A 23,726-nucleotide genomic window follows, 5' to 3' on the forward strand; every position below is an offset into this window, starting at 1 on the left:
GGAGCCAATCACCAGCATGAACACGCCGATGTCAAAAATCAGTGCGCTGGAAGTATGCACATTGCCAACCAGGGGCAGGTGCAGATCCCAGCTTTGGGCCGATAGAAAGGGCTTGTTAAAGGCCCAGACCAGCATGGCGGCCACACCGGCGGTCAACAGACCCAAGCCAATCCAGGTTTGAGGTTGAATCAGTGGGCGGGATTCCATCCACACCACGCCGCTGACCATGTACTGCAAGATAATGCCGGTTGCCATGATCAGGCCTCCCACGAAACCACCACCAGGCAGGTTGTGCCCGCGCAGCAGGAAGTACAAGGCGATCAGCGTAGAGATAGGCAGTAGCAAGCGCAGCAAGACGGCAGGGATCTGCATGATGCCTTCGGGCAGGGCAGTCTTGGGGTCGGGCTCCACAAAGACAGCTTCGCGGCTGTCCTTGACGTTCTGGCGACGGGCCAGCGGCTGGGCAATGGCTTCAATGGGGGGGCGGAAACGACGCAGCAAGGCGAAGACCGTCAAGGCAACAATAGCCAGCACCACGATTTCACCAAAGGTATCAAAGCCACGGAAGTCGACCAGAATCACGTTCACTACGTTGGCCCCGCCGCCCAGAGGCAGCGCTTTCTCGACAAAGAAGGGGGAGATACCGCTGGGGTGAGGGCGCGTCATCATGGCGTAGGCCAGCACAGCAATACCGCAACCGGCCAGAATGGCAATGATCAAATCGCGGCTACGGCGTAGCAGGGCGCGAGCACTCTTGTCCTGATTGCCGGGTATATCACTGACCCGTTGTGGCAACCAGCGCAGGCCCAGCAAAATCAGCACCACGGTGACTACTTCTACGGCCAATTGAGTCAGTGCCAGGTCAGGGGCCGATAGCCAGGCAAAGGTCAGGCTGGTAACCAGACCGGCACCTCCGGATAGCAACAAGGAGGCCGGACGGTGGAACTTAGCTTGACGGGCAGCACCAATCGCGCAGGCAATTCCCACTGCCCACATCAGGACAAAGAATGGGTCAATGGGTGTAGAAATGGTGGATTTGAACCAGTTTCCACGGGCCAGAGGCAGGGAGGCAACGCAGAGTGTTGCCACAATGATCAGCAGCATCTGACGTTGCAGGCGTGGCGAGTACAGTTTGCCTACCGCCCAGTTTGCGGCCACTTCCAGATATTCCATGGCCAGCTCAAAGAAGCGCCTGCCATCGGCACGGGTCAGCAAAGGCGTGCGGCCTTGGCGGTTTTTGTAGAAACGGTTGATGATCAGAACGAAGATCACGCCCATGCCGGTGGCAAGCAGGCTCATGATCAAGGGCAGGTTGAAACCATGCCAGACGGCCAGGTTGTATTGGGGCATTTCAGCGCCCAGAATGGCGTTGGCCGCAGTATGCAGGAAGGGGCCAAACGTCAGGCTAGGAATAATACCGACCAACAAACAGGTCAGCACCAAAATGGCACTGGGGATCAACATGCGGCGAGGCGGCTCATGCGGCTGTCGTGGCAAGTCGGTGGCGACAGGACCAAAGAAGACCTGGGCGATAAAGCGTAGGGAATAGGCCACGCTAAAGGCCCCGGCGATGACCGCCACAACGGGCAGGGCGTACTCCCAGATATTGCCGTTACCGGCCAGAATGGTCTCGGCAAAGAACATTTCTTTGGAGATAAAGCCGTTCAACAGGGGCACGCCGGCCATGGCGGCTGCCGCGACAGTTGCCAGAGTGGCTGTCAAGGGCATGGCGTGGCGCAGACCGGATAGCCGATTCAGGTTACGGGTTCCCGTTTCGTGGTCCACGATACCGGCTGCCATGAACAAGGAAGCCTTGAAGGTGGCATGGTTCATCATGTGAAACAGCGCCGCGACCAGAGCAAGCGGGCTGTTCAGCCCCAGCAGCAAGGTAATCAGACCCAGATGACTAATGGTGGAGTAGGCCAGCACGCCTTTCATATCGCGCTGGAACATGGCTACGTAGGCTCCCAGTGTCAGAGAGCACAGACCGGCGCCACCAATAATGACAGCCCATTCTGTCGTGCCCGACAGTGCAGGCCACAGGCGTGCCAACAGGAATACGCCCGCCTTGACCATGGTGGCCGAGTGTAAATACGCCGACACGGGAGTGGGGGCGGCCATGGCATGGGGTAGCCAGATATGAAAGGGGAACTGGGCACTTTTAGTGAGCGCGCCCAAGGCAATCAGGATCAGCATCCCGGTATACCAAGGGTGGTTGCGAATCTGCTCGCCCGACTCCAATACCACGCTCAGGTCATAGCTGCCAGCGGCCTGGCCCAGCATGAGCACACCTGCCAGTAAACAGAACCCCCCGGTGCCGGTGATGATCAGCGACATACGCGCACCCCGGCGCGCATCCATGCGGTGATACCAGTAGGCGATCAGCATGAAGGAGGAGATGCTCGTCAGCTCCCAGAACACCACCAACTGGATCAGGTTGCCCGACAGCACCACGCCGAGCATCGAACCCATAAAGGCTTGTAGAAAGGAGAAGAAACGTCGGACTGGATCTTGGGCTGACAGGTAATAATGCGCATAAAGGGCAATCAAGGCCCCCATGGCAGTAATGATGACACTGAACAGCCAGGCATAGCCGTCCATGCGCAGCTTGAAGGTCAAGCCATGAGCGGGAATCCAGGAACGGGATGACTCCAACACCTCTCCGCGAGCAATGTCTGGATAGGCGTAGAGAGTCAGTAGGGTGCAGGTAATGGCAACAGCGCCTGCAAGAGATGCTTGGAGTTTGCGAGAGTTCGCGGGCATCAGGGAAGATAGCAAACTACCGATGAACGGCAGTGCTAGGATCACGAGCAAATACATCTGACTCCAACAGGCGGTGATTTAGGCGGCTAGCGCTTAATAATACGATATATGCGGCTAATTTCAGTCCAACTGCGAGAAAAAAAGCGTTTTTTTAGTTCTTGCGGGCTTGATGCAGGTCAAGCGCATACGTGAGGTTTTCTCTCACAATAAATGCTTGACTAGAAGAAACCGGTCTTTTTCAGGAGGCCCCTGTATGCCGCAAACTTTGGAAGCATCGGATACCAGTGCTCCGACCGCGCAAGATATTGAAATCTCAGAAGCCCTGATCCGGCGCTTTGATCGTTCTGGACCACGTTATACCTCCTATCCCACCGCAGACCGTTTTTTTCAGGACTTCCCCGCCCAGCCCTATATTCACGAGCTATCGCGACGGGCCTTGAGCAGCAGCAATCCCCCTTTGTCGGTGTACCTGCATATTCCGTTTTGCCAGTCGCTTTGCTACTTTTGTGCCTGCAATAAAATTATTACGCAGGACCGTAGCAAGAGCGAGCAGTACCTGGATTACCTGCTGCGCGAAATTGACATGGTTACCCAATACATGGATGCGGACAGGCGCACCGAACAATTGCATTTGGGCGGCGGCTCGCCCACGTTCCTGGATAACGAGCAACTGGCTCGTCTGATGGCCAAGCTTAACGAGCAGTTTGCGTTTACGGACGATGCGGAGTTGGGCATCGAAATCGACCCACGTACCTTGGCGCAAGGCACTCTCCAGAACCTGGCGGCTCTGGGCTTTAACCGTACCAGTTTTGGGGTGCAAGACTTTGACCCCAACGTGCAAAAGGCGATTAATCGTATTCAGCCCTTCGAGATGGTCAAACGCGCCATCGAAGAAAGCCGGGCGGCCGGTTTTCAATCCATCAATACGGATCTGATCTACGGTTTGCCTTTGCAGACTCTAGAAAGCTTTGCCATCACGATTGACTCGCTGGTGCAATTGCGTCCAGATCGCATCGCTCTTTATAACTACGCGCACTTGCCCACGCGCTTTAAGGCTCAGCGCCTGATTAACGAAGAAGAATTGCCTGACGCCGACCAGCGTCTGCAACTGTTCCTGATGTCTTCGCAGCGTCTGTTGGACGCCGGCTATGTTTACATTGGTCTGGATCACTTTGCCCTGCCTACCGATGAACTGAATCTGGCCCGTCTGGACGGGAGCTTGCACCGCAACTTTCAGGGTTACACCACCCGTGCAGCCTGTGATCTGGTCTCTTTCGGTGTGTCGTCTATCGGTCAAGTGGGGACCATGCATGTGCAAAATGCCCGCAGCCTGCGCAATTACTACGCCGATATAGATCAGGGGCGTCTACCGATCGAGCGCGGCATTGTGATGCAGCAAGACGATCGCCTGCGGGCGGAAGTGATCATGCATTTGATGTGCAGCATGCCTGTGCCTATTGCGCGTCTGGAAGCGCGTTATGGTATTGATTTTGCTAGCTATTTTTCTTCTGAGCTGCAAGAGCTCCACAGCTATGCCCAAGCCGGCTTGCTGACGGTCGATTCCCAGTCTATCCAGGTGTTGCCCAAAGGTCGCCTGTTTGTGCGCGCCTACAGCATGGTGTTCGACAAATATTTGAGCCAGGAAAGCGGTGCACGCTATTCCCGCCTGATTTAACACAGTGGCCGTCTTTGCAGACGGCCACGATTCTATTGCCCTGTTTCGGGTCCCGACGTGGCCGGCAGGTTCTTGCATCAACCTAAGGTATTAACATCGTGCTAAAGACGGATTTACGTCTCATGTCCCTGAAGGGAAAACTGCTTTTGCCTATTGTTCAAGGCGGCATGGGAGTCGGTATTTCGGCGTCCCGGCTGGCGGGTACAGTGGCCGCATTGGGAGGGCTGGGGACGATCTCCAGCGTGGATTTACGACGCCATCACGAAGATCTCATGGACAGCACCGGGGGAGGTGTCGAAAAAGGCGTAGTCGATGCGGCTAATTTGCAGGCGCTGGACCGTGAAATTCATCGGGCTCGAGAGCGATCAGAGGGAAAGGGCGGGATTGCAGTTAATATCATGAAGGCCGTTTCGCAGTATCCCGAATATGTGCGTCAGTCCTGCGAGAGCGGCGCAGACGCGGTGGTGGTAGGCGCTGGCCTGCCCCTGGATTTGCCTGAACTGGTTCAGGATCACCCCAAAGTTGCCCTGATTCCTATCTTGTCGGATGTACGTGGCGTCACCCTGCTGGTCAAGAAATGGCTGCGTCGCAAGCGTCTGCCAGACGCCGTCGTTCTGGAAAACCCCCGTTATGCCGCAGGTCACCTGGGCGCCGCCGACGATCAGTCCTTGAACAAACCTGAATATGCGTTCCAGCGTGTGCTGGAGGGCTGCCGAGCCTTGTTCCGCGAGCTGGGCCTGGAGGCCGAGCGTATTCCCTTGATCGCCGCAGGCGGGATTCACCGCCCTGAACAACTACGTCAATTAATGGATTGGGGTGCAGACGGTGTGCAAATGGGGACAGCGTTTGCGGTCACTGAAGAAGGTGATGCGCATGAGAACTTCAAGCGCGTCTTGCTGGATGCGGAGCCCAAGGACATCGTGACATTCATGAGTGTGGCCGGCTTGCCCGCTCGCGCGGTTCGTACGCCTTGGCTGGATGCCTATTTGCACAAAGAGCAAAAACTGCAATCGGTGGCGCGTGAGCGTGCTTGCACGGAAGGCTTTGATTGCCTGGCCCATTGTGGTTTGCGCGATGGTGTGCAGCGTCATGGTCAGTTTTGCATTGACCGTCAGCTAGCCTACGCCTTGAAAGGGGATGTGGAGCGTGGTCTGTTCTTTCGCAGCTCCGAAGCCCTGCCTTTTGGCAAGGCGATGAAGTCGGTGCGCGAGCTGATGGACTATATGTTGAATGGCCGTAGTAAAACGCCTGGGGTGGTTCCTGCTGGCTAAAATGAGCAGTATGACGAGGGGGCGGGTTAATGACCCGTCGCTTTGTCACACTTCGTCAGCTTGCTCACTGCGTCCAGCTTATCTGAGCTATTCAAAGAGCGATCTTGACAAGAGCCAAAGCATCGACAGGGTTTTAGCCCTTGATTTCACGTATCAGGCCTTGCTCACCGCCATCGATCGTATGTACCGCTTCATGTCGTTGCGTTTCCAGCGCCAGGCGTCGCGCAATTTCATAGCATTCTTCAATATGCTGGTTGCCCACTTTACGCAGCACGACAAAGCTGATGGATGCCGAGATGGCACTACCAATCAAGGGGACATATTTGGCGCCGTATTTGCCGGCCAGTTTTTTGGCCCCCAGGCGCACCAGAATATTGATGACACGGTCCGTTGTCAGAACCCGTCCCACCATGCCCAGCCCCATGCTGGTTCCACCGACGACTACCAGTTTTTTAAGCTCCGGGCTTAGGGCGTCCACATCGTTGGCGGTCAGCCCAAAGCGGGCATTGATGATGGGAATGACCTTCATCAAAATAGCCACATCTGCGCCCACATCCACACCGGGGATGGGGACCACGGCAGCAGCCGCTGATAGCAGGGCGCGTCGACTGATTAATTGGCGACATTCTTCGCGGGTTTTATCCAGTTCCTGCAGTGTCATCGAGCTCATGTGTCTGTCCTGAAATCAAGGCGGAGGGATCTGTGCAAGCCTTAACACATATGGGGCGGGTAGGCCGGGTTTCCAGTAAGGGGTGGCGAAATTGTGCTTCTAATCGTAGTTGATATCGCCTGTTTTAGGAAAAAAAGCGGGGTATTGGTCGCATATGAAATTTTTACTTTCAAATGCCATCAGAGTTTGCCTTAAGTGAGATTGCAGGCTTTTAAATCAGCGTGTCTTTTTTTGTTGCACTTGGTGGTGTTCTTTATGTCCTTTTGAGGTCTCTCATTCATGCTCAGAGGCGCTGATTTCCATTAAACTGGCGCCGAAAATAGCATATTCCATAGGGGAAGAACGATGCATCGCCAGTCTTTGCTGGGTTTGGTGTTCTTGCTGAGCGTCAGTAGCGCTCAAGCCATTACGATAAGCAGTTTTTCGCCTCAGGGGGCGACATCAGATTTAAGGGACGTCAAAGTTACTTTTGCCAAACCCGCTGTCCATTTTGGGGATTCGCAATTACCTGCGCCCGTGCTGGTGCAGTGTGATGATCCCGCTGTGGTTGGCCAGGGCCGCTGGCTCGATTCCCGTCGTTGGATTTATGAGTTTGACGAGCGCCCAGGGCCAGGGTTGAGTTGTACGGCGGTCGTGTCCAAAAGCTTTCGCAGCATCAACAATGAAGCGATCAGCGGGCCGGCTCAGTATCGTTTTAATTCTGGCGGTGCCATTTTGGAAAGCAACCGCCCGTATTACAACATTATTGATGAAGACCAGGTTTTTCTATTCAGTTTCAATGCGCCTGTTAATACCGGCTCTTTAATCAAGAACGGCTATTGCCGGGTAGAGGGTATTGGCGAGCGCATTGGCCTGAAAGCGGTTGAAGGTGCCCAGCGAGATGCGATGGTTCGCTCTGAGTTCTATGTGGATGAGGTAGACGAGCGTTACCAAGCCGTGCAGTGTGCGCGGCCCTTACCAGCCGATGCCGCCGTGTCGGTGGTGCTGGAGCCGGGCATCATGACCCAGATCGAAAATCGCAAGGGTGTCCCTAATACGGATCGTTACACCTACGATTTCAATGTGCGTCCTGAATTTACGGCCTCGCTCTCTTGCATGCGAGAGCGCGCCGAAGCACCTTGCACGCCAGTTGGCAGCTTCGGTGTTCAGTTCTCCGCGCCCGTCGCGTACGAGTACTTGAGCCAGATCCGTTTGGAAGCGGGCCAACAAGTTTGGGAGCCTGTGTCTGATAGTGATGAGGCATGGCAGGATCGTGGCCCCAGCCAATACCTGCGTTTCCAGGGCCCTTTCCCTGAAAACGCTAAGCTGACGGTCAAAATTCCGGACGGCCTGACTGACGACGCTGGCCGCAGTCTTAAGAACCCGCAGGTTCTGAGTAATGGGATGAGCACCACAACGTATCCGCCGCTGGTGAAGTTTGCCGTGGAGCCTTTTGGGATTGTGGAGCGTTTCGGCCATGCCGATCGCGAGGGTTCGGATGATTCTGATCCCCCGGCCATTGGCTTGAGCCTGCGTAATGTCGAGCCGGATCTCACGACTGAGCAAATGCTGGTGTCGGCCGGTCAGGTGGGGGCCTTGGCCGTAAAGGATGATAGAGAGGTCCTGGCCTGGTATTCCCGTCTGCGTCAGCTGGATTATTCCTGGAGGGTCAGTGCGGAACGACTGCGTGACATTATGGGTGGCGATTTCCATATTACCGCTCCGATTGATCAGTACGGTCAACTGGACCTACGTGCTCAGCCTTTGCTGGTCGGCAAAGAGGTCAAGAAGCTGGACCTGCCTGGCATGGATCAAAAAGATGAACGTCCTTTTGAGCTAATTGGTGTGCCGCTCAAAGAGCCAGGTTTTCATGTGCTGGAAGTCGCTTCCCCACGTTTGGGCGCGTCTTTGCTGGAATCGGCAGGCACCATGTACGTGCGCAGCTCTGTGCTGGTGACTAATCTGGGTGTACACATCAAGAAAGGGGGGGACGACTTGCTGGTTTGGGTGACCACCTTGGATGATGCCAAGGTGGTGCCGGGCGCCAAGATCCGTGTCATGAACTGCCGTGGCGAGGAACTGGTGCAGGGCGAGACGGACAAAGACGGGATGTTCCACCATCCGCAGTCAGTGGGCAGCGCCGACTACTGCCAGGAAACAGGTCTTTCCGGCTTGTTTGTGACAGCGCGCATCGACAAAAACAACCCCATGGCACGCGGTAAAGCTGATTTCAGCTTCGCCTTGAGCGAGTGGAATTCGGGTATCGAGCCCTGGCGCTTTAATGTCCCCTACAACTGGGGCGGTCGCGACGACCCTGTGGCCCACACCGTCATGGATCGCAGCCTGTTTCGTGCTGGTGAAGTGGTGCACATGAAGCACTACGTGCGCGAACGCGTACGTGACGGTTTCAAGGCTCCCGATCGTTATCCCGAGGCGATGATTGTCGAGCACGATGGCAGCGGCAAGCGAATTGAGTTGCCTTTGAAGTGGCAAAAGACCGCCGCTGGCAGTGTATTTGCTTTGAATGACTGGAAGATCCCCAAGGATGCCGAGCTGGGTGTTTACCGTTTGCGTACCGAAGGTGAAAACCAGTACTTCAATTTTGGCGAGTTCCGCGTTGAACAGTTCAAGTTGCCTGTTTTGGGCGGCAGCATCAAGTTGGGTGATGGCCAGGATCGTCCTTATCTGGTTAGCCCCAAACAGATGCAGGCGGATTTGCAACTGCACTATCTGTCAGGTGGTCCTGCGGACTTCTTACCAGTGCAGTTGTCGGCGGTGGTGCGTACCCAGTCGCCTTCATTTAGCGCGTATGACGACTATAGCTTTGCTCCTCCCCAGACGGTTGAACAATCTGACGCCTCGAACGCGCGCGTTTTTCTGAACAAGCAGCGCTTCCAGTTGGATGCTCAAGGAGGTTTGCGTGCCAAGCTGGATGATCTGCCTGTGGTGGATCGACCTTCCGAATTTCTGGTGGAAGCGACCTTTGCCGATCCTAACGGTGAAATTCAGACCCTGACCCAAACGGTGTCTGTATGGCCTGCCGATGTAGTGGCTGGTCTGCGTGCGGGTAGCTGGTTGGCCGCCGGTTCGTCCACCAAGCTCTCGGCCATTGCGGTGAGCCCTGACGGCAAGCCTCTGAAAAACGTGCCCGTGCGGATTGAAGCTGCCAATGTGCAGCGCTTCTCGATTCGCAAGCGCATGGTGGGTGGCTTCTACAGCTACGACAATCAGGAGCAGCGCGAAGACCTGGGCACGATCTGCGAGGGCCGCAGTGACGATCAAGGCCTGGTGCAGTGTGATGTGAAACTGGACAAGGGCGGTCAGGTCGAGCTGCGTGCGATTGCGCGTGATGGCGAAGGCCGTGAGTCGGTCTCCGCCAGCAGTGTTTGGGTCAGCGGTTCGGGCGATATGTGGTTTGGTGGTCAGAACGATGACCGTATCGACGTGATTCCTGCGAAAAAGACCTGGGCTCCTGGCGAGACAGCCGAGTTTCAGGTGCGCATGCCTTTTCGCGAAGCCACGGCCCTGGTGTCAGTGGAGCGTGAAGGAGTCTTGCAGGCTCAAGTGGTTCAGTTGGAGGGCGATAGCCCGAACGTCAGTGTAGAGATCAAGCCTGAGTGGGGGCCGAACGTCTATGTGTCTGTGCTGGTGCTGCGTGGCCGACTGCGTGAAGTGCCTTGGTACTCCTTCTTTAGCTGGGGTTGGAGTCAGCCTTTGAACTGGTACAAGGCCTACTCGGAAGGCGGTGGCGAATTTGTGGCCCCGACGACCACCGTGGACTTGTCCAAGCCTAGCTATCGTTTTGGTTTGGCCAGCATTGAAGTCGGCAGCCAGCAAGATGCGCTGGATGTGAAAGTGACGACAGACCGCAGTCAGTACGCGATTCGCGAACAGGCCAAAGTTGATATTCAGGTTCTGAAGTCCGATGGCACACCGGCAGCCGGTGCGTCTGTGGCCTTGGCCGCGGTGGATCAGGCCCTGCTGGAGCTGAGCCCGAACAATAGCTGGAACTTGCTTAACGCCATGCGCGCCTTGCGTGGCTACAACGTGCAGACCGCCACGGCGCAGTCTGAAATCGTGGGGCGTCGTCATTATGGTCGCAAGGCCGTAGCGGCCGGTGGTGGCGGTGGCAAAAGCCCCACTCGCGAGCTGCTGGATACCTTGCTGCTGTGGAACGGTAATGTGGAGCTGGACGCACAGGGTCGCGCAACGGTGACTGTCCCGCTGAAAGACTCCCTGACCCAGTACCGCATCGTGGCTGTGGCTGATCTGGCGGGTGATCGCTTTGGTAGCGGTTCGGCCCAGATCGTCACCACGCAAGACCTGCAAATCATTTCCGGTTTGCCTGCCATTGCCCGTGAAGGCGATGACTATCAGGCCCAGGTGACGCTGCGTAATAGCAGCCCACGTGCCATGACCGTGAAAGTGCAGGCGAAGTACCGTGGTAAAGGCTTGCCATCGGCAGAGTTGCCTGAGCAAACCGTTGAGCTGGCTTCCGGCTCGGCCAAAGTGCTTGTTTGGCCTATGTCGGTTCCACTGTCCAGTGGATCGGCCGATTCGCACCAAATGGAGTGGACGGTTGATGCACAGGAAGTTCAGCAGTCCGGTGTCACGGGCAAAGCAGCCAAAGACAGCCTGACAATTAAGCAGGAGGTCTTTACTGCCACCCCCATCACCGTTCAGCAGGGAACACTGGTTGCTGTGGGTATTGATGCCCCCCTGAACATGTCGGTGCAGGCACCGGCTGGTGCCTTGAAGAACGAGCAAGGGGTGGTTCAAGGAGGGCTGCAGATGCTGTTCCGCTCTTCTTTGGGCGGCGGTATGGAAGGGGTGCGTGCCTGGTTTGAACGCTATCCTTACAGTTGCTTTGAGCAGCAAGCCTCGCGCTTCATGGGCCTGCGTTCCGAACAGGCTTGGGCTGGTCTGATGCAGCGCATGCCTTCGTATATGGACCAGAATGGTTTGCTGCGTTACTTCCCAAGCAACTACGGTTGGGGCAGTCGTGTGCTGACCAGCTACATCCTGGATATCAGCTATATTGCCGAATCCATTGGCTTGAACTTCTCCATTCCGGATGGCTTGCGCAACGAGATGCTGCAGGGCCTGGAGAACGTGGTCAATGGTCGAATCCCGACTATGCAAACGGTGTCTCGTCAAGAGCGCGATATCGAGGTAATTCGTGCTGCGGCTGTGTTGGCCAAGTACGACCGCGCTCGCGTCAATATGCTGGATTCGGTGGAGCTGAACCTGCAAAGCTGGCCAACCGAAATTCTGCTGGCCTGGGTTGATCTGACTCAGCGTTTGCCAGGCATCAAAAAAGCCGAGCAGACGCGTAAAGAAGCCATGGGTCTGATTCAGGCACGCCTGATCAGTCGTGGTACCCGTCTGGTCTTTGGTGAGGATGCGCTTAACGGCAGCCCATGGGCCATGACCAGCCGTGTGACCAACCAGGCTCGCCTGATGTTGCTGGCCAATCAGATGCCGGACTGGACCGAGGATATGCCTCGCCTGGCCCAAGGTCTGTTGGCAGAACAGCAACGGGGTGCATGGCGCATGACCACTGAAAACCTTCTGGGTAGCTTGGCCATTGAGCAGTTCAGCCGTCATCATGAACAGCAACCTAGCGGCCAGTCCATGGTGATTCTGGGCTCGGAAACGGCCCAAGTGGTGGACTGGGACATGCTCAAGCCTGACGGCCAGGGTGTGCGTTCCGCCAAGATTGACGTGCCTTGGCGGGGTGATCAGGTCGATAACCTGAGCGTTGAGCAAATGGGCGAAGGCAAGGCCTGGATCGACGTCCGTTCCCTGGCGGCGGTGCCTGTGACCAAACCTATCTCTGCTGGCTTGAGCCTGGAGCGTCATATTGAGGCTGTGGAGCAGGCCAAGCCTGGCGTGTGGAGTCGTGGCGACATCATGCGCGTGAAGATCAAGGTCAAGGCCCAAGGTCAGGCAAGCTGGGTCGTTGTGTCTGATCCAGTTCCTGCCGGAGCCACGATCTTGGGCAGTGGCCTGGGTCGCGACTCTGCCATGGCAACAGCCGGTGAAGAACAATCCGGCCAGTGGCCCAGCTTCGTCGAGCGTCGCTTTGATGGTTACCGTGCTTACTACGAGCGCTTTGAAGAAGGCACGACCGAGGTCAGCTATACGGTGCGTTTGAACACTGTGGGCCAGTTTGTGTTGCCAGCCAGTCGTGCTGAGGCCCTGTACGAGCCTGATGTATTTGCCGTCTGGCCTAACGAGCAAGTTCTGGAAGTTGTGGATGCACCCGTCAAGTAAAGCAGGACTGCTGGTGCTGGGACTGGCCCTGTGGGCCAGTCCTGGGCAGGCTACCCCCAGCTACGAGGACGTTCGGCAAGCGTACCGCTCTTCCGATGTACAGGTTCTGGATCGCCAGGGCCAGCTTATCCAACGAGTTCGTCTGGACTTTCATCAACGACGCGGCGACTGGGTCGCGCTGGAGCAAATTTCTCCGGCTTTGCAAATGGCGGTCCTGATGTCTGAGGACCGCCGTTTTGAGTCTCATGGTGGGGTGGATTGGTTATCCGTCGGCTCTGCGGCCTGGGATGGTCTGTTTGCCGGACGGAGTCGCGGTGCCTCGACCATTACCATGCAGCTAGCCGGTCTGATGGACCAGGATCTGCTTGGTGGTCGTGGTGGGCGCTCGGTCTGGCAAAAGCTGGATCAGGTGGTGGCGGCCCAATCGTTGGAAGATACCTGGAGCAAACCCGAAATTTTGGAAACCTATCTGAATCAGGTGGCTTTCCGGGGTGAGCTGATCGGGGTGGATGCGATGGCGCGCACCCTGTTTCAAAAGCAGGCCGCAGCATTGGACGTGCGTGAGTCGGCCATTGCCGCTGTGTTGTTGCGCGGCCCGAATGCCTCGGCCTTGACGGTTGAACGCCGGGCGTGTTTGACCTTGCAGGAAATGGGGCGCGCCGAGCAATGTCGAGCGTTGAGTAATCTGGTGCCGGTGGCTTTGCGCCGGGCCGGACAAGCCCCCTTGGGGCAGGCTCAACGGGCGCCGCATTTTGCCCGTTGGGTCTTGGATCAGAATCCGCAAATCAAAGCGGGTGATAGTGTCCACACAAGCTTGGACACGCGATTGCAAATGCAGGTGCAGGCCAGTATGCGGCGACACTTGCTCGATCTCAGTACCGCGCGTGTGCAGGATGCTGCCGTTGTGGTGCTGGACAATCACAGCGGGCAGGTTCTGGCCTACGTCGGTTCCAGTGGTGACCTGTCCGAGGCGGCCGAGGTGGATCATGCTCGCGCTTTGCGGCAGGCCGGCTCTACGCTCAAGCCTTTTCTGTATGAGATGGCGATTGAAAAGCGACTGTTGACAGCGGCGTCTTTGCTGGAGGATTCCCCGCTGAATTTGTCCACCGGTAATGGCCTGTATATCCCGCAAAACTATGACAAGCAGTTTGTGGGTTGGGTCAGTGCGCGCAATGCCCTGGCCTCTTCGTTGAATATCCCCGCTGTGCGGGTGTTGACCATGCTGGGGCCTGCCAATCTGGTGGATCGCTTGCGTGCGTTAGGCATGAATCTGCGCCAGGATGGTGATTTCTATGGGTATAGCTTGGCCTTGGGCAGTGCGGATGTCAGCTTGTTGGAGTTGACCAATGCCTACCGTGCTCTGGCCAATTTAGGCCAGACTCAAGCCGTGCAAACACGTATGGACCAGCAAAGCGCTGCCTTTCATCCTGTGATGGATGCAGGCGCTAGCTGGATTGTGGGCGACATATTGTCGGACCGTCAGGCGCGGGTGCTGACCTTTGGTTTGGACAGTGCCTTGAGTACACCGTTTTGGAGTGCGGTTAAAACCGGAACCAGTAAAGATATGCGTGATAACTGGGCCCTGGGGTGGACAGAGCACTTTACCGTCGGTGTTTGGGTGGGAAATAGTGCCGGTCAAAGTATGCAAGATGTATCAGGCGTTAGCGGTGCGGCACCGATCTGGCACGAGGTGATTTCGATCCTGCAGCAGCGTCGCCCCGGCCGCCAAACGGCTATGCCTGCTCAGGTGCAGAGGCGGCAGATTGAGTTTTTGCCTGCCATGGAACCTAGCCGTGAGGAATTTTTTGTCGAAGGCACGCAGACTGATCGCGTGATGTTAAGTGATGTGGAACAGGCCTATGCTGGCCCGGCCCGTATTCGCGAGCCAGTCAATGGCACTATTTTCGCGCTGGATCCGGATATTCCACCACAAAACCAGCAACTGCGATTGCTGGCCCAAGGACAGATTACCGAGCCCTTGGTGTGGTGGGTGCAGGGAGTAGAAGCGGGGAAGGGGGCACAGTTGCGAATTCCGCTGGTGCCTGGAACGCTGCGAATTGAATTGAAAACGGAACACGGTCGCTTAATGGATGAAGTCAGCGTACAAATTAGAGGTGCACAAATGACAAGCTTTAACAAAGATTAACCGCTTGCACTTTTACATGGCTGATACACTGCTATCCTTATTGATTCTTCGTAAAGAGAGAGGGAAACTTCATTATGATGACTTTACGCGCGCTCGCTCGAATTTTGGCTCCTGTTGGCTTGGTCGCACTGGCCGCTTGTCAGACCGTTCAAGAAAAACCGAGCGATACCGCTGGTGCTTCCAGCACCGCAACGCAAACAACTCCCTCCACGCCAGCAACTGGCGCTCAGCAGCCTCAAGCACAGGCAGGTGCCCAGCAGCAAGCCGCACCGGTACAGATTTTCCTGGCTGACACGCAGGAGCAAGCGGGTTGGGCTCGCGTCGATGTCCAGCCCAATGGTGTTCTATTTGTGAATCCGCGTGCCGTGGTGGTACGTCAGGATCTGGTTGGCGTACAGGCCGGTACTAACGACAGCAAGGAAGGCTTGTTGGCGTTGGATTTAACGCCAGAGGCGGCTCAACGTTTGCTGCAAGTGACCACTCAGTTCCCCAAAAAGCGCTTGGCGTTGGTCGTGGGTGACACGATGTTGGCTGCTCCCGCTTACGGTTCGCCCGTTAAAGATGGCCGCCTGATTTTCATGGTGGGCACTGAAGCTAACGCCTTGGCTGCTGCGCGTGCCATTGCCGGTCAAGAAGCGACACAAACCAACGGCAAGAAGTAAGCCCTGCTTACGACCTTAATGCCACCCTGGTCTTGGGTTCATCCATGCCTGGCTTGTTGAAAAATGCGGTGGGTGTCCACACCCACCCCTCTTGTTAAAAACAGGAAAGTCGGTATGGTGACCCCGCCCAGCAGTTTTACTTTTTATATCCTTTCTTTTCGGGTTCTGATCAGCCTTCATGGGGCCGCGCTCTTATTCATCATGTTGATGGGCACTGGAGCGATCGGATCCGTTTTTGTCCCCGCTTTTTTACGTCTGCCCCTGTTCGTCTTTCTGATGGGGCTGGTCTCGGCGTTTCTGGCCTTGTGCTGGAGCCATTGGACCCTGGCGTGGCACAGCTCCAAAGCAGGGCGTCGCTGGGCCTGGATTCCCGGTTTCTGTTCGGCCTTCTTTCTGGCCTTGAGCCTGGCGCTTTTTGTGATCGGCGTCTGGGGCACCTTGGGCCTGGCTGATTTTGCCTACCAGCATAGCGAGTGGCTTACCTCCGGTCAGTAAGATTACAAGGGCCTCATGGCGCCCAATGATGATCAGGCCGCACCTTCTACCACGCCGTATCGGCAGCATCCCTAATTGTTGTCTTGCTTTGCTCCGTGCGCGTAGCGAGTAGCGGCTCTGAGCGGCTGCGTAGATTGTCGTTGTATTTTCTGCAGTGGGTTCAATTCTTTCTCGCTTTTTGATCAATTGCAGTCTTAAAATATACGCATTGCGTATGTTTTAGAAGCGAGAGCTGATATGGCCGTCTCCCAACAAGTTTTTTTGCGTGATGCAATGCGTCGCCTGAACCTGACTCGTGACGTTTTTGCGGCACGTATTGGGGTCAAGCGCCGTGCATTGGATACCTGGCTGCTGCCTGAAGGCTCTTTGGAGTCGCGGGCCATGCCTGAAGTGGTGCAGCGTTTTGTCACGGAAATCGTGGAAAACGAAGCATTGCTGAGCAAATATGCGCAAAGCGCACAGTCCGGTCCCTTGCGTGATCGCATTGCCACCGGCGGCAAACATCAGCTCTTGTCCGTAGATCAGTTCACCCGTGAAACCGTGGAAGAGCTGTGCAGCCTGGCCGACATCATGCAGCCTATCGCCCGCCGTCAAAAAGTATCGCGCGTGCTGGAAGGTGCTGTGCTGGGTAACCTGTTTTTTGAAGCCTCCACCCGTACTCGCGTCAGCTTCGGCTCGGCCTTTTGCCGCCTGGGTGGTTCGGTATGTGACACCACCGGCTTTACCTTTTCCTCCATGGCCAAAGGCGAGTCCATTTACGACACCAGCCGCGTCATGAGCGGCTATGTGGATGCCATGGTGATCCGTCACCCTGAGCAAGGCTCGGTCGCGGAATTTGCACGTGCCACCAATATTCCTGTGGTGAACGGTGGTGATGGTGCGGGCGAACACCCCAGCCAGGCCTTGCTGGATCTGTACACCATCAGTACGGAGTTTTCGCGTCTGGGCAAGTTGCTGGATGGCGCACATATCGCTCTGGTAGGGGATCTGAAATATGGCCGTACCGTGCACTCCCTGATCAAGCTGCTGGGCATGTACCGTGGCCTGAAATTCACCCTGATTTCGCCCCCCGGCCTGGAAATGCCTGAACACATTGTGGAGCAGGTTGCCAAGCAAGGTAAGCATGTCATTGAACAGACCAGTTCCTTGGAAAAAGGTCTGCCCGGCGTGGATGTGATTTACGCCACGCGAGTGCAAAAAGAGCGTTTTGAAGAAGGGCAGGATGGCAGCTTTACGGCTGACTTCCAGGTTAACAAAGCCATTATCGACCGCTGCTGCGGCCCTGATGTGATTGTGATGCACCCACTGCCACGCGATAGCCGCGAAGGTGCCCATGATCTAAGTGTGGACCTGAACCACGACCCGCGCCTGGCTATCTTCCGTCAGGCTGACAACGGTATTCCCGTACGTATGGCGATCTTTGCTGTGCTGCTGGGTGTGGAGACGCTGGTGCAGCATTCCATGCGTGATGTGACCTGGGACCCGCCATCGCACGTCGGTCCTGATGATGCGGTTTTCCATGGCATGTACTAAGTTGAGTAGATGCTAGCGCTAATCCTGCGCCAGCATTAAAAAAACCGGGGCTCTGAATCAGAGCCCCGGTTTTTGTCTTTTATCACAGCGCTTTTAAAATCGGCTGGGTGAGCAGATTGATAGCGGTGACATGCCACGCTGAATCGTCGCTTGCAGGCGAAAATTCAGCCCAGAAAATCCATTTTTATTTGGATGTAGGCATGGCAAATTCTGCACCCTTGGAGATGCTCTCAGGCCAGCGTTGCATGATGGATTTCTGGCGTGTGTAAAAGCGCACGCCTTCTTCACCGTAGGCGTGCATGTCGCCAAACAGGCTCTTTTTCCAGCCACCAAAACCGTGCCAGGCCATAGGGACAGGAATAGGGACGTTGATACCGACCATACCCACGTGGATACGGCGGCCAAATTCACGGGCCACGTTCCCGTCACTGGTAAAGCAAGCGACACCGTTGCCGAACTGGTGCTTGTTGATCAGCTCAATGGCACTGGCCAGGTCCGGTACGCGTACGCAGCACAGCACAGGGCCAAAGATTTCATCCTGATAGACGCTCATGTCGGGAGTGACGTGATCGAATAATGTGCCGCCCATCCAGAAGCCGTCCTTGCAGCCTTCACCGGCTTTGGCACCGTCAAAGTTACGACCGTCTACCAGCAGTTTGGCGCCTTCTTGTACACCTTTGTCGATGCAGCTGCTGATACGCTCGCGTGCTTGCGCAGTCACGATGGGACCCATTTCTGCCGCCGCATTGGTGCCGTTCAGAATCTTCAGGCTGCGCGTACGTTCTTCCAGCGCTGGCAAGATGCGCTCGGCAGAGTCACCCACCAGTACAGCGACCGAGATGGCCATGCAACGCTCGCCTGCCGAACCGTAGGCGGCACCGATCAGGGCGTCCACGGTCAGGTCGATGTCGGCGTCAGGCATGACGACCAGGTGGTTCTTGGCGCCACCCAGTGCCTGGACGCGCTTGCCGCCGATGGCGCCCATTTCATAAATACGGTTGGCAATTGGGGTGGAGCCCACAAAGGATACGGCTTGCACGTCCTGATGATTGACCAGGGCCTCAACCGCGTCTTTATCGCCTTGCACCACGTTGAACACACCATCGGGCAGGCCAGCCTGCTTCAGCAGCTCGGCAATAAACAGGCTGGGGCTGGGGTCGATAGGGCTGGGTTTGAGCACAAAGGTGTTGCCCGCAGCAATCGCTACAGGGAACATCCACATGGGCACCATGACCGGAAAGTTGAAAGGGGTGATACCCGCGACCACCCCCAGGGGCTGGCGCATGGTCCAGTTGTCGATATTGGTGCTGACCTGTTCGGTGAAATCGCCTTTGAGCAGTTGAGGAATGCCGCAAGCAAACTCCACAATTTCAATGCCGCGAGTGACTTCGCCCATTGCATCGGACAGAACCTTGCCATGCTCGGCCGTAATCATGGCGGCCAGCTTTTCCTTGTTCTCGTTGAGCAAGGCCAAAAAATTGAACAGGACACGGGCGCGGCGAAGTGGTGGGGTGTCGGCCCAGGCGGGGAAAGCGGCCTGGGCACTGGCCACCGCAGCGTCAATATCTTGCTGGCTACCCAGTCTGACTTTGGCGCTAACCTGGCCGGTGGCCGGGTTGTATACCGGTTGAGTACGGGTACCGGCGCCAGCCTGCTGGCCACCTCCGATGTAGTGAGCAATTTCGGGGGTGTTTAACTCTGTCATGGTGATGCTCCTGCTGGGATGAATTAAAACAAGGGGCGGTAACCTGATTGGGCTGGGCTACCGCCAGCGTACCAGGGACCTAGTGAGACACAGCGGCAATACCAACTGCGGTTTCAGCGCGGACTTGCTGGGCGTCAAACCCATCACGGTCTTGGCTGGCGCGACGGCTGTTGTCCAGTTTTGATACAAAGTAGATCATGAAAAATGCCAAAGGCATGGAAATCAGGGTGGGGAAGTCATACGGGAATACTGCCTCGGAAAAGCCCAGAATGCGTACCCACACGGCTGGAGACAGAATCACCAGGCCCAGCGCCACGAGCAGGCCGCTCAAACCGCCATAGATAACGCCTCGGGTGGTGACACCGCGCCAGTACATGGACATCAGCAAGACCGGGAAGTTAGCCGAGGCGGCAATACTGAAGGCCAGGGCAACCAGGAAAGCCACGTTTTGGCCACGGAACAGCAGGCCCAGAAAAATGGCGACGAACCCAATACCGATTGATGCCAGGCGGTTGACGCGCATGGCTTGCGATGGCGTGACGTCGTCACGGCGGATGACTTTGGCGTACAGATCGTGAGCGACCGCTGATGCTCCTGCCAAGGTCAGGCCACTGACCACGGCCAGAATCGTGGCAAAGGACACGGCGGCCAGCAAACCAAACAGCAGATTGCCGCCCAAGGCCGTTGCCAGATGCATGATAGGCATGTTCGAGCCGCCCAACACCATGCCCCCAACCTTGCCATCCACATAGAACTCGGGGTGGTTGGGCAAGATGGCCATGGCAGCCAGACCCAGAAAGCAGATCACCACAAAGAACACGCCCATCAGCCCGGTTGCCACGAATACCGATTTACGGGCTGCGCGTGCATCAGGTACGGTGAAAAAACGCATCATGATGTGGGGCAGACCTGCAATGCCAAACACCAGGGAAACGGCCAGGGACAGACCCGAGAACGGATCGGCCATCAGCTTCCAGGGGCCCTTCATGGCTTGGCCTGCCTGATGATGATCGGCAGCAGCGCTGACCATGGCAGAAAAGTCAAAGTTGAAATACCACATGGCCAGGGCAGCCATCAAAAAGCCATTACCCATCATCAAAATCGCCTTGATGATCTGTACCCAGGTGGTTGCCACCATGCCGCCCACCACGACGTACACCATCATGAGCAAGCCCACGGCCACCACGGCATAGGTGTAGTCGATGCCAAACAGCAGTTGCACCAGTTGCCCTGCGCCGACCATTTGCACGATCAGGTAAAACAGCACTACCGTCAGCGAGCTGATCGCAGTAAAGATGCGCGTGCTGCGTTCATCCAGCCGGTATGAGACGATGTCGCTCAAGGTGTAGCGGCCCAGGTTGCGCAGGCGCTCGGCAATCAGAAACATGATGATCGGCCAGCCCATGAAGGCGCAAACCGCATACAGCAGCGAGTCAAAGCCGTTGGTAAAAGCCAGGGACGAAATGCCCAGCAAGGTTGCAGCGGACATGTAGTCGCCCACAATGGCCAGGCCATTTTGCGTGCCGGTAATGCCGCCTCCTGCCGTGTAAAAGTCCGAGCTGGAACGTGTGCGCGACGAGGCCCAGTAGGTAATGCCCAGGGTAACCAGGACAAAAGCCGCAAAGATCAGAATGGCTTGTGTATTCATGGGCGTACCTTTGCCAGTACTCGCTCGCACAGCGGGTCAAAGCGGGTGTTGGCGATATGGATATACACGCCGGTTAATAACCAGGACACAAAAATCAGTCCTATTCCGTACACCATGCCACTGTTGACAGCTCCTCCACTGCCCAGCTCATGGGTTAGAACGCCGGGCCAAAAAATGGCCGTTACGATGAGCAGGCCCGTCAGCCCCAGGCAGAGGCCGGCGCAGGCAAATGCCAGACGCCGCCGCTGCGACTTGAGTTGCTCATATTCCTGTAGTCCGGCTAGTTTCCGGCTTAACTCTTGATGCGACAGCATGGTTTTGTCTCCGTATTGTTGTGATTACTGCCCATGTTCGCCTGGCCGATGTTATTTGGTCGGCTTCACTTTATGAGCTTTCTTATTAACAAACTCCCCCAAGCGGTCTTGCACATCTCGCCCGGTTTGTACTACGGCTGCCATCAAGCCCTCGGCAAAGAGGCCATCGGTGGCAGACATATCGGCAATGCGGCTGATCGAGCTGACAATGGCGTAGTTCGACAAGATGGCATTGCCTGCAATGCGCTGGGCCAGTTCCAGGCTCAGCTCATAAGCAGTTTTAGGGTTGGCTTCGTTATTGCATACGTAATGCGCCAAGCCCAATCGTTCTCCCTCCACGGCATCAAGTACGCGGCCTGTCAGCATCAGTTCGATCATGCGGTTGGGGGAGATGATTTTGGCGGTACGCACGGTAGCGCCACCACCGGTAAAGATGCCGCGTGTGCCTTCAGGCAGGGCAAAAAAGGTGCTGCTGTCTGCGACACGAATGTGCGCCGCACTGGCCAGTTCCAGACCACCGCCCACGACGGCGCCCTGCAAGCAGGCGATGACGGGGATGCCACCATGTTCGATCTTGTCGAACGCACGGTGCCAGCTTTGGCAAACGCGCAAAAAATCCACCGCGCCGCGTTCTTTGTCGTGGTGTTCTTTCAGGTCCAGGCCCGCGCAGAAATGGTCGCCTTCTGCCTTCATCAGAATGACCCGGATGTGCTCGGGAATAGTGGAGAAGTACGCATCAATTTCAGCAATGGCATCTTCATCCAGGGCGTTGCGCTTGTGCGCCTTGTTCAGCGTGACAATTCCGATGTTGTCCAACTCGGTGGTCAGCAGGAAAGGGGCGGCCATAAAAAACTCCTTGTGTTACGTAATCGCGAGGGCGGCAGTGCACGTCAGCTGGGATTGGTTTGATCGGCCAGCATTTTTCGCAGCGCCATTTTTTGGATCTTGCCAGTTGCCGTCATGGGCATCTGGTCGATGAAAATTACTTTGTCGGGTACCGACCAGCGGGTGACACGATCCTGATAGCGGCGCAGCATCTGGGTCTCGTCCAGATCAGCCCCTTCGCGTGGCACCACGAACAGCACAGGGCGTTCCCCCCACTTGTCGTCCGCTTGGGCGATGCAGGCTGCCAGCTCGACCAAGGGTTCTTCCATGGCGATGTTCTCGATCTCGATCGAGGAAATCCATTCGCCACCGGACTTGATCACATCTTTACTGCGGTCGGTAATGTAGACGTAGCCATCGGCGTCGATGGCGCCTACGTCACCTGTGCGGAACCAGCCGTTTTCACTGGCCAGATCAGGTTTGCCGTAATAGCGGTCCATGATCCAGTTGCCCTGGATCAGCAGGTGGCCGCTGCTCTTGCCATCGCGTGGCAAGGTATTGCCTTGGTCGTCGACGGTTTTCAGGCGCACGCCGAACAGGGCTCGGCCTTGCGAGGCCAGCACGTGTTGTTTCTGCGCTTCGGGCAGATTGCTGTGCTTGGGGAGCAATTGGCATACCGTGCCCAGCGGCGAGGTTTCCGTCATCCCCCAGGCGTGGCGAACGGTAATGCCGTAGCTGGCCCAGGTGGCAATCATATTGGGGGGGCAAGCCGAGCCGCCAATCAGAATTCGGCTCAAGGTGCTGAACGGTTTGTCAGTCGCTTTGGCGTAGTCCAGCACGGTTTTCCAGATGGTGGGTACACCCGCAGACAGAGTGACACCCGCCTGTTCACATAAGGAATAAATACGTTCACCTTGCAGGTTCGCACCGGGCAGCACCAGCTTGGCGCCGGACAGCAAGCCTGAATACGGCAGGCCCCAGGCGTTGACATGAAACATGGGCACCAAAGGCATGATGGTATCGCTGCTGGCGATGCTCAGGGCATTGGGGTGGGACGAGGCGTAGGCATGCAAGAGCGTGGAGCGGTGGGTATACAGCACGCCTTTGGGCTCACCCGTGGTCCCGGAGGTGTAGCACAGGCCGCTGGCCGTGTTCTCGTCAAACACGGGCCATGTAAAGCCGGTGGTGTCATTGCCCAGCCAGCTTTCGTATTCGTCAGCCAACGGGCCGTGGGCCTGGCTGCCCATGCGCACCCACTGCGTGACGGTGGGGCATTGGCCGCGCAGATAGTTGACCATTTCTTCGAAATGTTCGTCGTAGAACATCACCGTGTCTTGGGCATCATTGATGATGAAGGCAATTTGCTCGTACGTCAGACGGGGATTGACGGTGTGACAGATCAGACCGATGCCCGAGGTGGCGTAGTAAATTTCCAGGTGGCGGTAGGTATTCCATGCCAAAGTCGCCACGCGCTCGCCGGGCTGCAGACCTGCACGGTGCAGTCCCAGGGCCAGATCCTGAACTCGGTGGGCAAATTCAAGATAGCGGTAGCGATGTAGCTCGCCATTATCCAAAGCGGTAACAATTTCCTGCTCAGGGTTATTCTCTAGGGCGTGGGTGAGAATTGAACTGATGAGCAAGGGCATGTGCATCATATTTCCAGTGCCTAACATGGTGATGTCTCCTTGTATTATGTGTGTCAGCATAGGATGGTTTAGCACCTTACCCAATAGCGAATACTGACGCCGAGTATGCAAAAAGTGA

General features: G+C 56.5%; 14 protein-coding genes. 7 read left to right on the plus strand and 7 right to left on the minus strand.

Features of this window, described 5'->3' with window-relative positions:
- A partial coding sequence (locus AB7E06_RS04120) for a monovalent cation/H+ antiporter subunit A (protein ID WP_427955267.1) occupies window positions 1–2,820 on the minus strand: 2,820 nt, incomplete at its 3' end.
- Between the two features lie 196 nt (window positions 2,821–3,016).
- Between AB7E06_RS04120 and hemN the strand changes: the two genes are divergently transcribed.
- On the plus strand, window positions 3,017–4,438 hold the full coding sequence (gene hemN, locus AB7E06_RS04125; RefSeq protein WP_108727600.1) for an oxygen-independent coproporphyrinogen III oxidase: 1,422 nt from the start codon (window positions 3,017–3,019) through the stop codon (window positions 4,436–4,438).
- A 122-nt stretch (window positions 4,439–4,560) separates the two neighbouring features.
- The gene (locus tag AB7E06_RS04130) at window positions 4,561–5,709 is read left to right on the plus strand and encodes an NAD(P)H-dependent flavin oxidoreductase (protein ID WP_427955271.1); all 1,149 of its coding nucleotides are present in this window, start codon (window positions 4,561–4,563) and stop codon (window positions 5,707–5,709) included.
- A gap of 133 nt (window positions 5,710–5,842) precedes the next feature.
- On the opposite strand, the gene AB7E06_RS04135 is transcribed toward AB7E06_RS04130, so the two are convergent.
- Complete coding sequence (locus AB7E06_RS04135; RefSeq protein ID WP_427955274.1) at window positions 5,843–6,379, minus strand: hypothetical protein; 537 nt, start codon at window positions 6,377–6,379, stop codon at window positions 5,843–5,845.
- 345 nt (window positions 6,380–6,724) lie between these two features.
- On the opposite strand from AB7E06_RS04135, the gene AB7E06_RS04140 reads away from it, so the two are divergent.
- From AB7E06_RS04140 to AB7E06_RS04160, 5 genes are all read left to right on the plus strand, one after another.
- On the plus strand, window positions 6,725–12,634 hold the full coding sequence (locus AB7E06_RS04140; RefSeq protein WP_427955277.1) for an alpha-2-macroglobulin family protein: 5,910 nt from the start codon (window positions 6,725–6,727) through the stop codon (window positions 12,632–12,634).
- On the plus strand, window positions 12,618–14,780 hold the full coding sequence (gene pbpC, locus AB7E06_RS04145; protein ID WP_427955279.1) for a penicillin-binding protein 1C: 2,163 nt from the start codon (window positions 12,618–12,620) through the stop codon (window positions 14,778–14,780). The genes AB7E06_RS04140 and pbpC overlap by 17 nt, the downstream gene beginning before the upstream one ends.
- 74 nt (window positions 14,781–14,854) lie before the next feature.
- Entirely contained in the window at window positions 14,855–15,442 is a 588-nt protein-coding gene (locus AB7E06_RS04150) for a hypothetical protein (RefSeq protein WP_094196973.1), read from the plus strand.
- Between the two features lie 114 nt (window positions 15,443–15,556).
- Entirely contained in the window at window positions 15,557–15,937 is a 381-nt protein-coding gene (locus tag AB7E06_RS04155) for a hypothetical protein (protein ID WP_094196972.1), read from the plus strand.
- 237 nt (window positions 15,938–16,174) lie between these two features.
- Window positions 16,175–17,470, plus strand: a complete 1,296-nt coding sequence (locus AB7E06_RS04160; RefSeq protein ID WP_094196971.1) for an aspartate carbamoyltransferase — start codon at window positions 16,175–16,177, stop codon at window positions 17,468–17,470.
- 184 nt (window positions 17,471–17,654) lie between these two features.
- Here AB7E06_RS04160 and AB7E06_RS04165 read toward each other — a convergent pair whose 3' ends face one another.
- From AB7E06_RS04165 to AB7E06_RS04185, 5 genes are all read right to left on the minus strand, one after another.
- On the minus strand, window positions 17,655–19,175 hold the full coding sequence (locus tag AB7E06_RS04165; protein WP_376913100.1) for a CoA-acylating methylmalonate-semialdehyde dehydrogenase: 1,521 nt from the start codon (window positions 19,173–19,175) through the stop codon (window positions 17,655–17,657).
- 79 nt (window positions 19,176–19,254) lie between these two features.
- Window positions 19,255–20,823 (minus strand): cation/acetate symporter ActP, encoded by a 1,569-nt coding sequence (gene actP, locus AB7E06_RS04170; RefSeq protein WP_094196969.1) that lies wholly within the window; start codon window positions 20,821–20,823, stop codon window positions 19,255–19,257.
- Complete coding sequence (locus AB7E06_RS04175; RefSeq protein WP_094196968.1) at window positions 20,820–21,137, minus strand: DUF485 domain-containing protein; 318 nt, start codon at window positions 21,135–21,137, stop codon at window positions 20,820–20,822. Before AB7E06_RS04175 ends, actP begins: the two co-directional genes overlap by 4 nt.
- A 51-nt stretch (window positions 21,138–21,188) precedes the next feature.
- Window positions 21,189–21,983: a crotonase/enoyl-CoA hydratase family protein gene (locus AB7E06_RS04180; protein ID WP_121739040.1), complete on the minus strand. Its 795-nt coding sequence runs from the start codon at window positions 21,981–21,983 to the stop codon at window positions 21,189–21,191.
- 44 nt (window positions 21,984–22,027) lie between these two features.
- Window positions 22,028–23,635 (minus strand): long-chain-fatty-acid--CoA ligase, encoded by a 1,608-nt coding sequence (locus tag AB7E06_RS04185; protein WP_108727596.1) that lies wholly within the window; start codon window positions 23,633–23,635, stop codon window positions 22,028–22,030.
- Window positions 23,636–23,726: the final 91 nt, after the last annotated feature.

This window comes from Alcaligenes sp. (assembly GCF_050255915.1).
GTDB classification, from domain to species: domain Bacteria; phylum Pseudomonadota; class Gammaproteobacteria; order Burkholderiales; family Burkholderiaceae_B; genus Alcaligenes; species Alcaligenes aquatilis.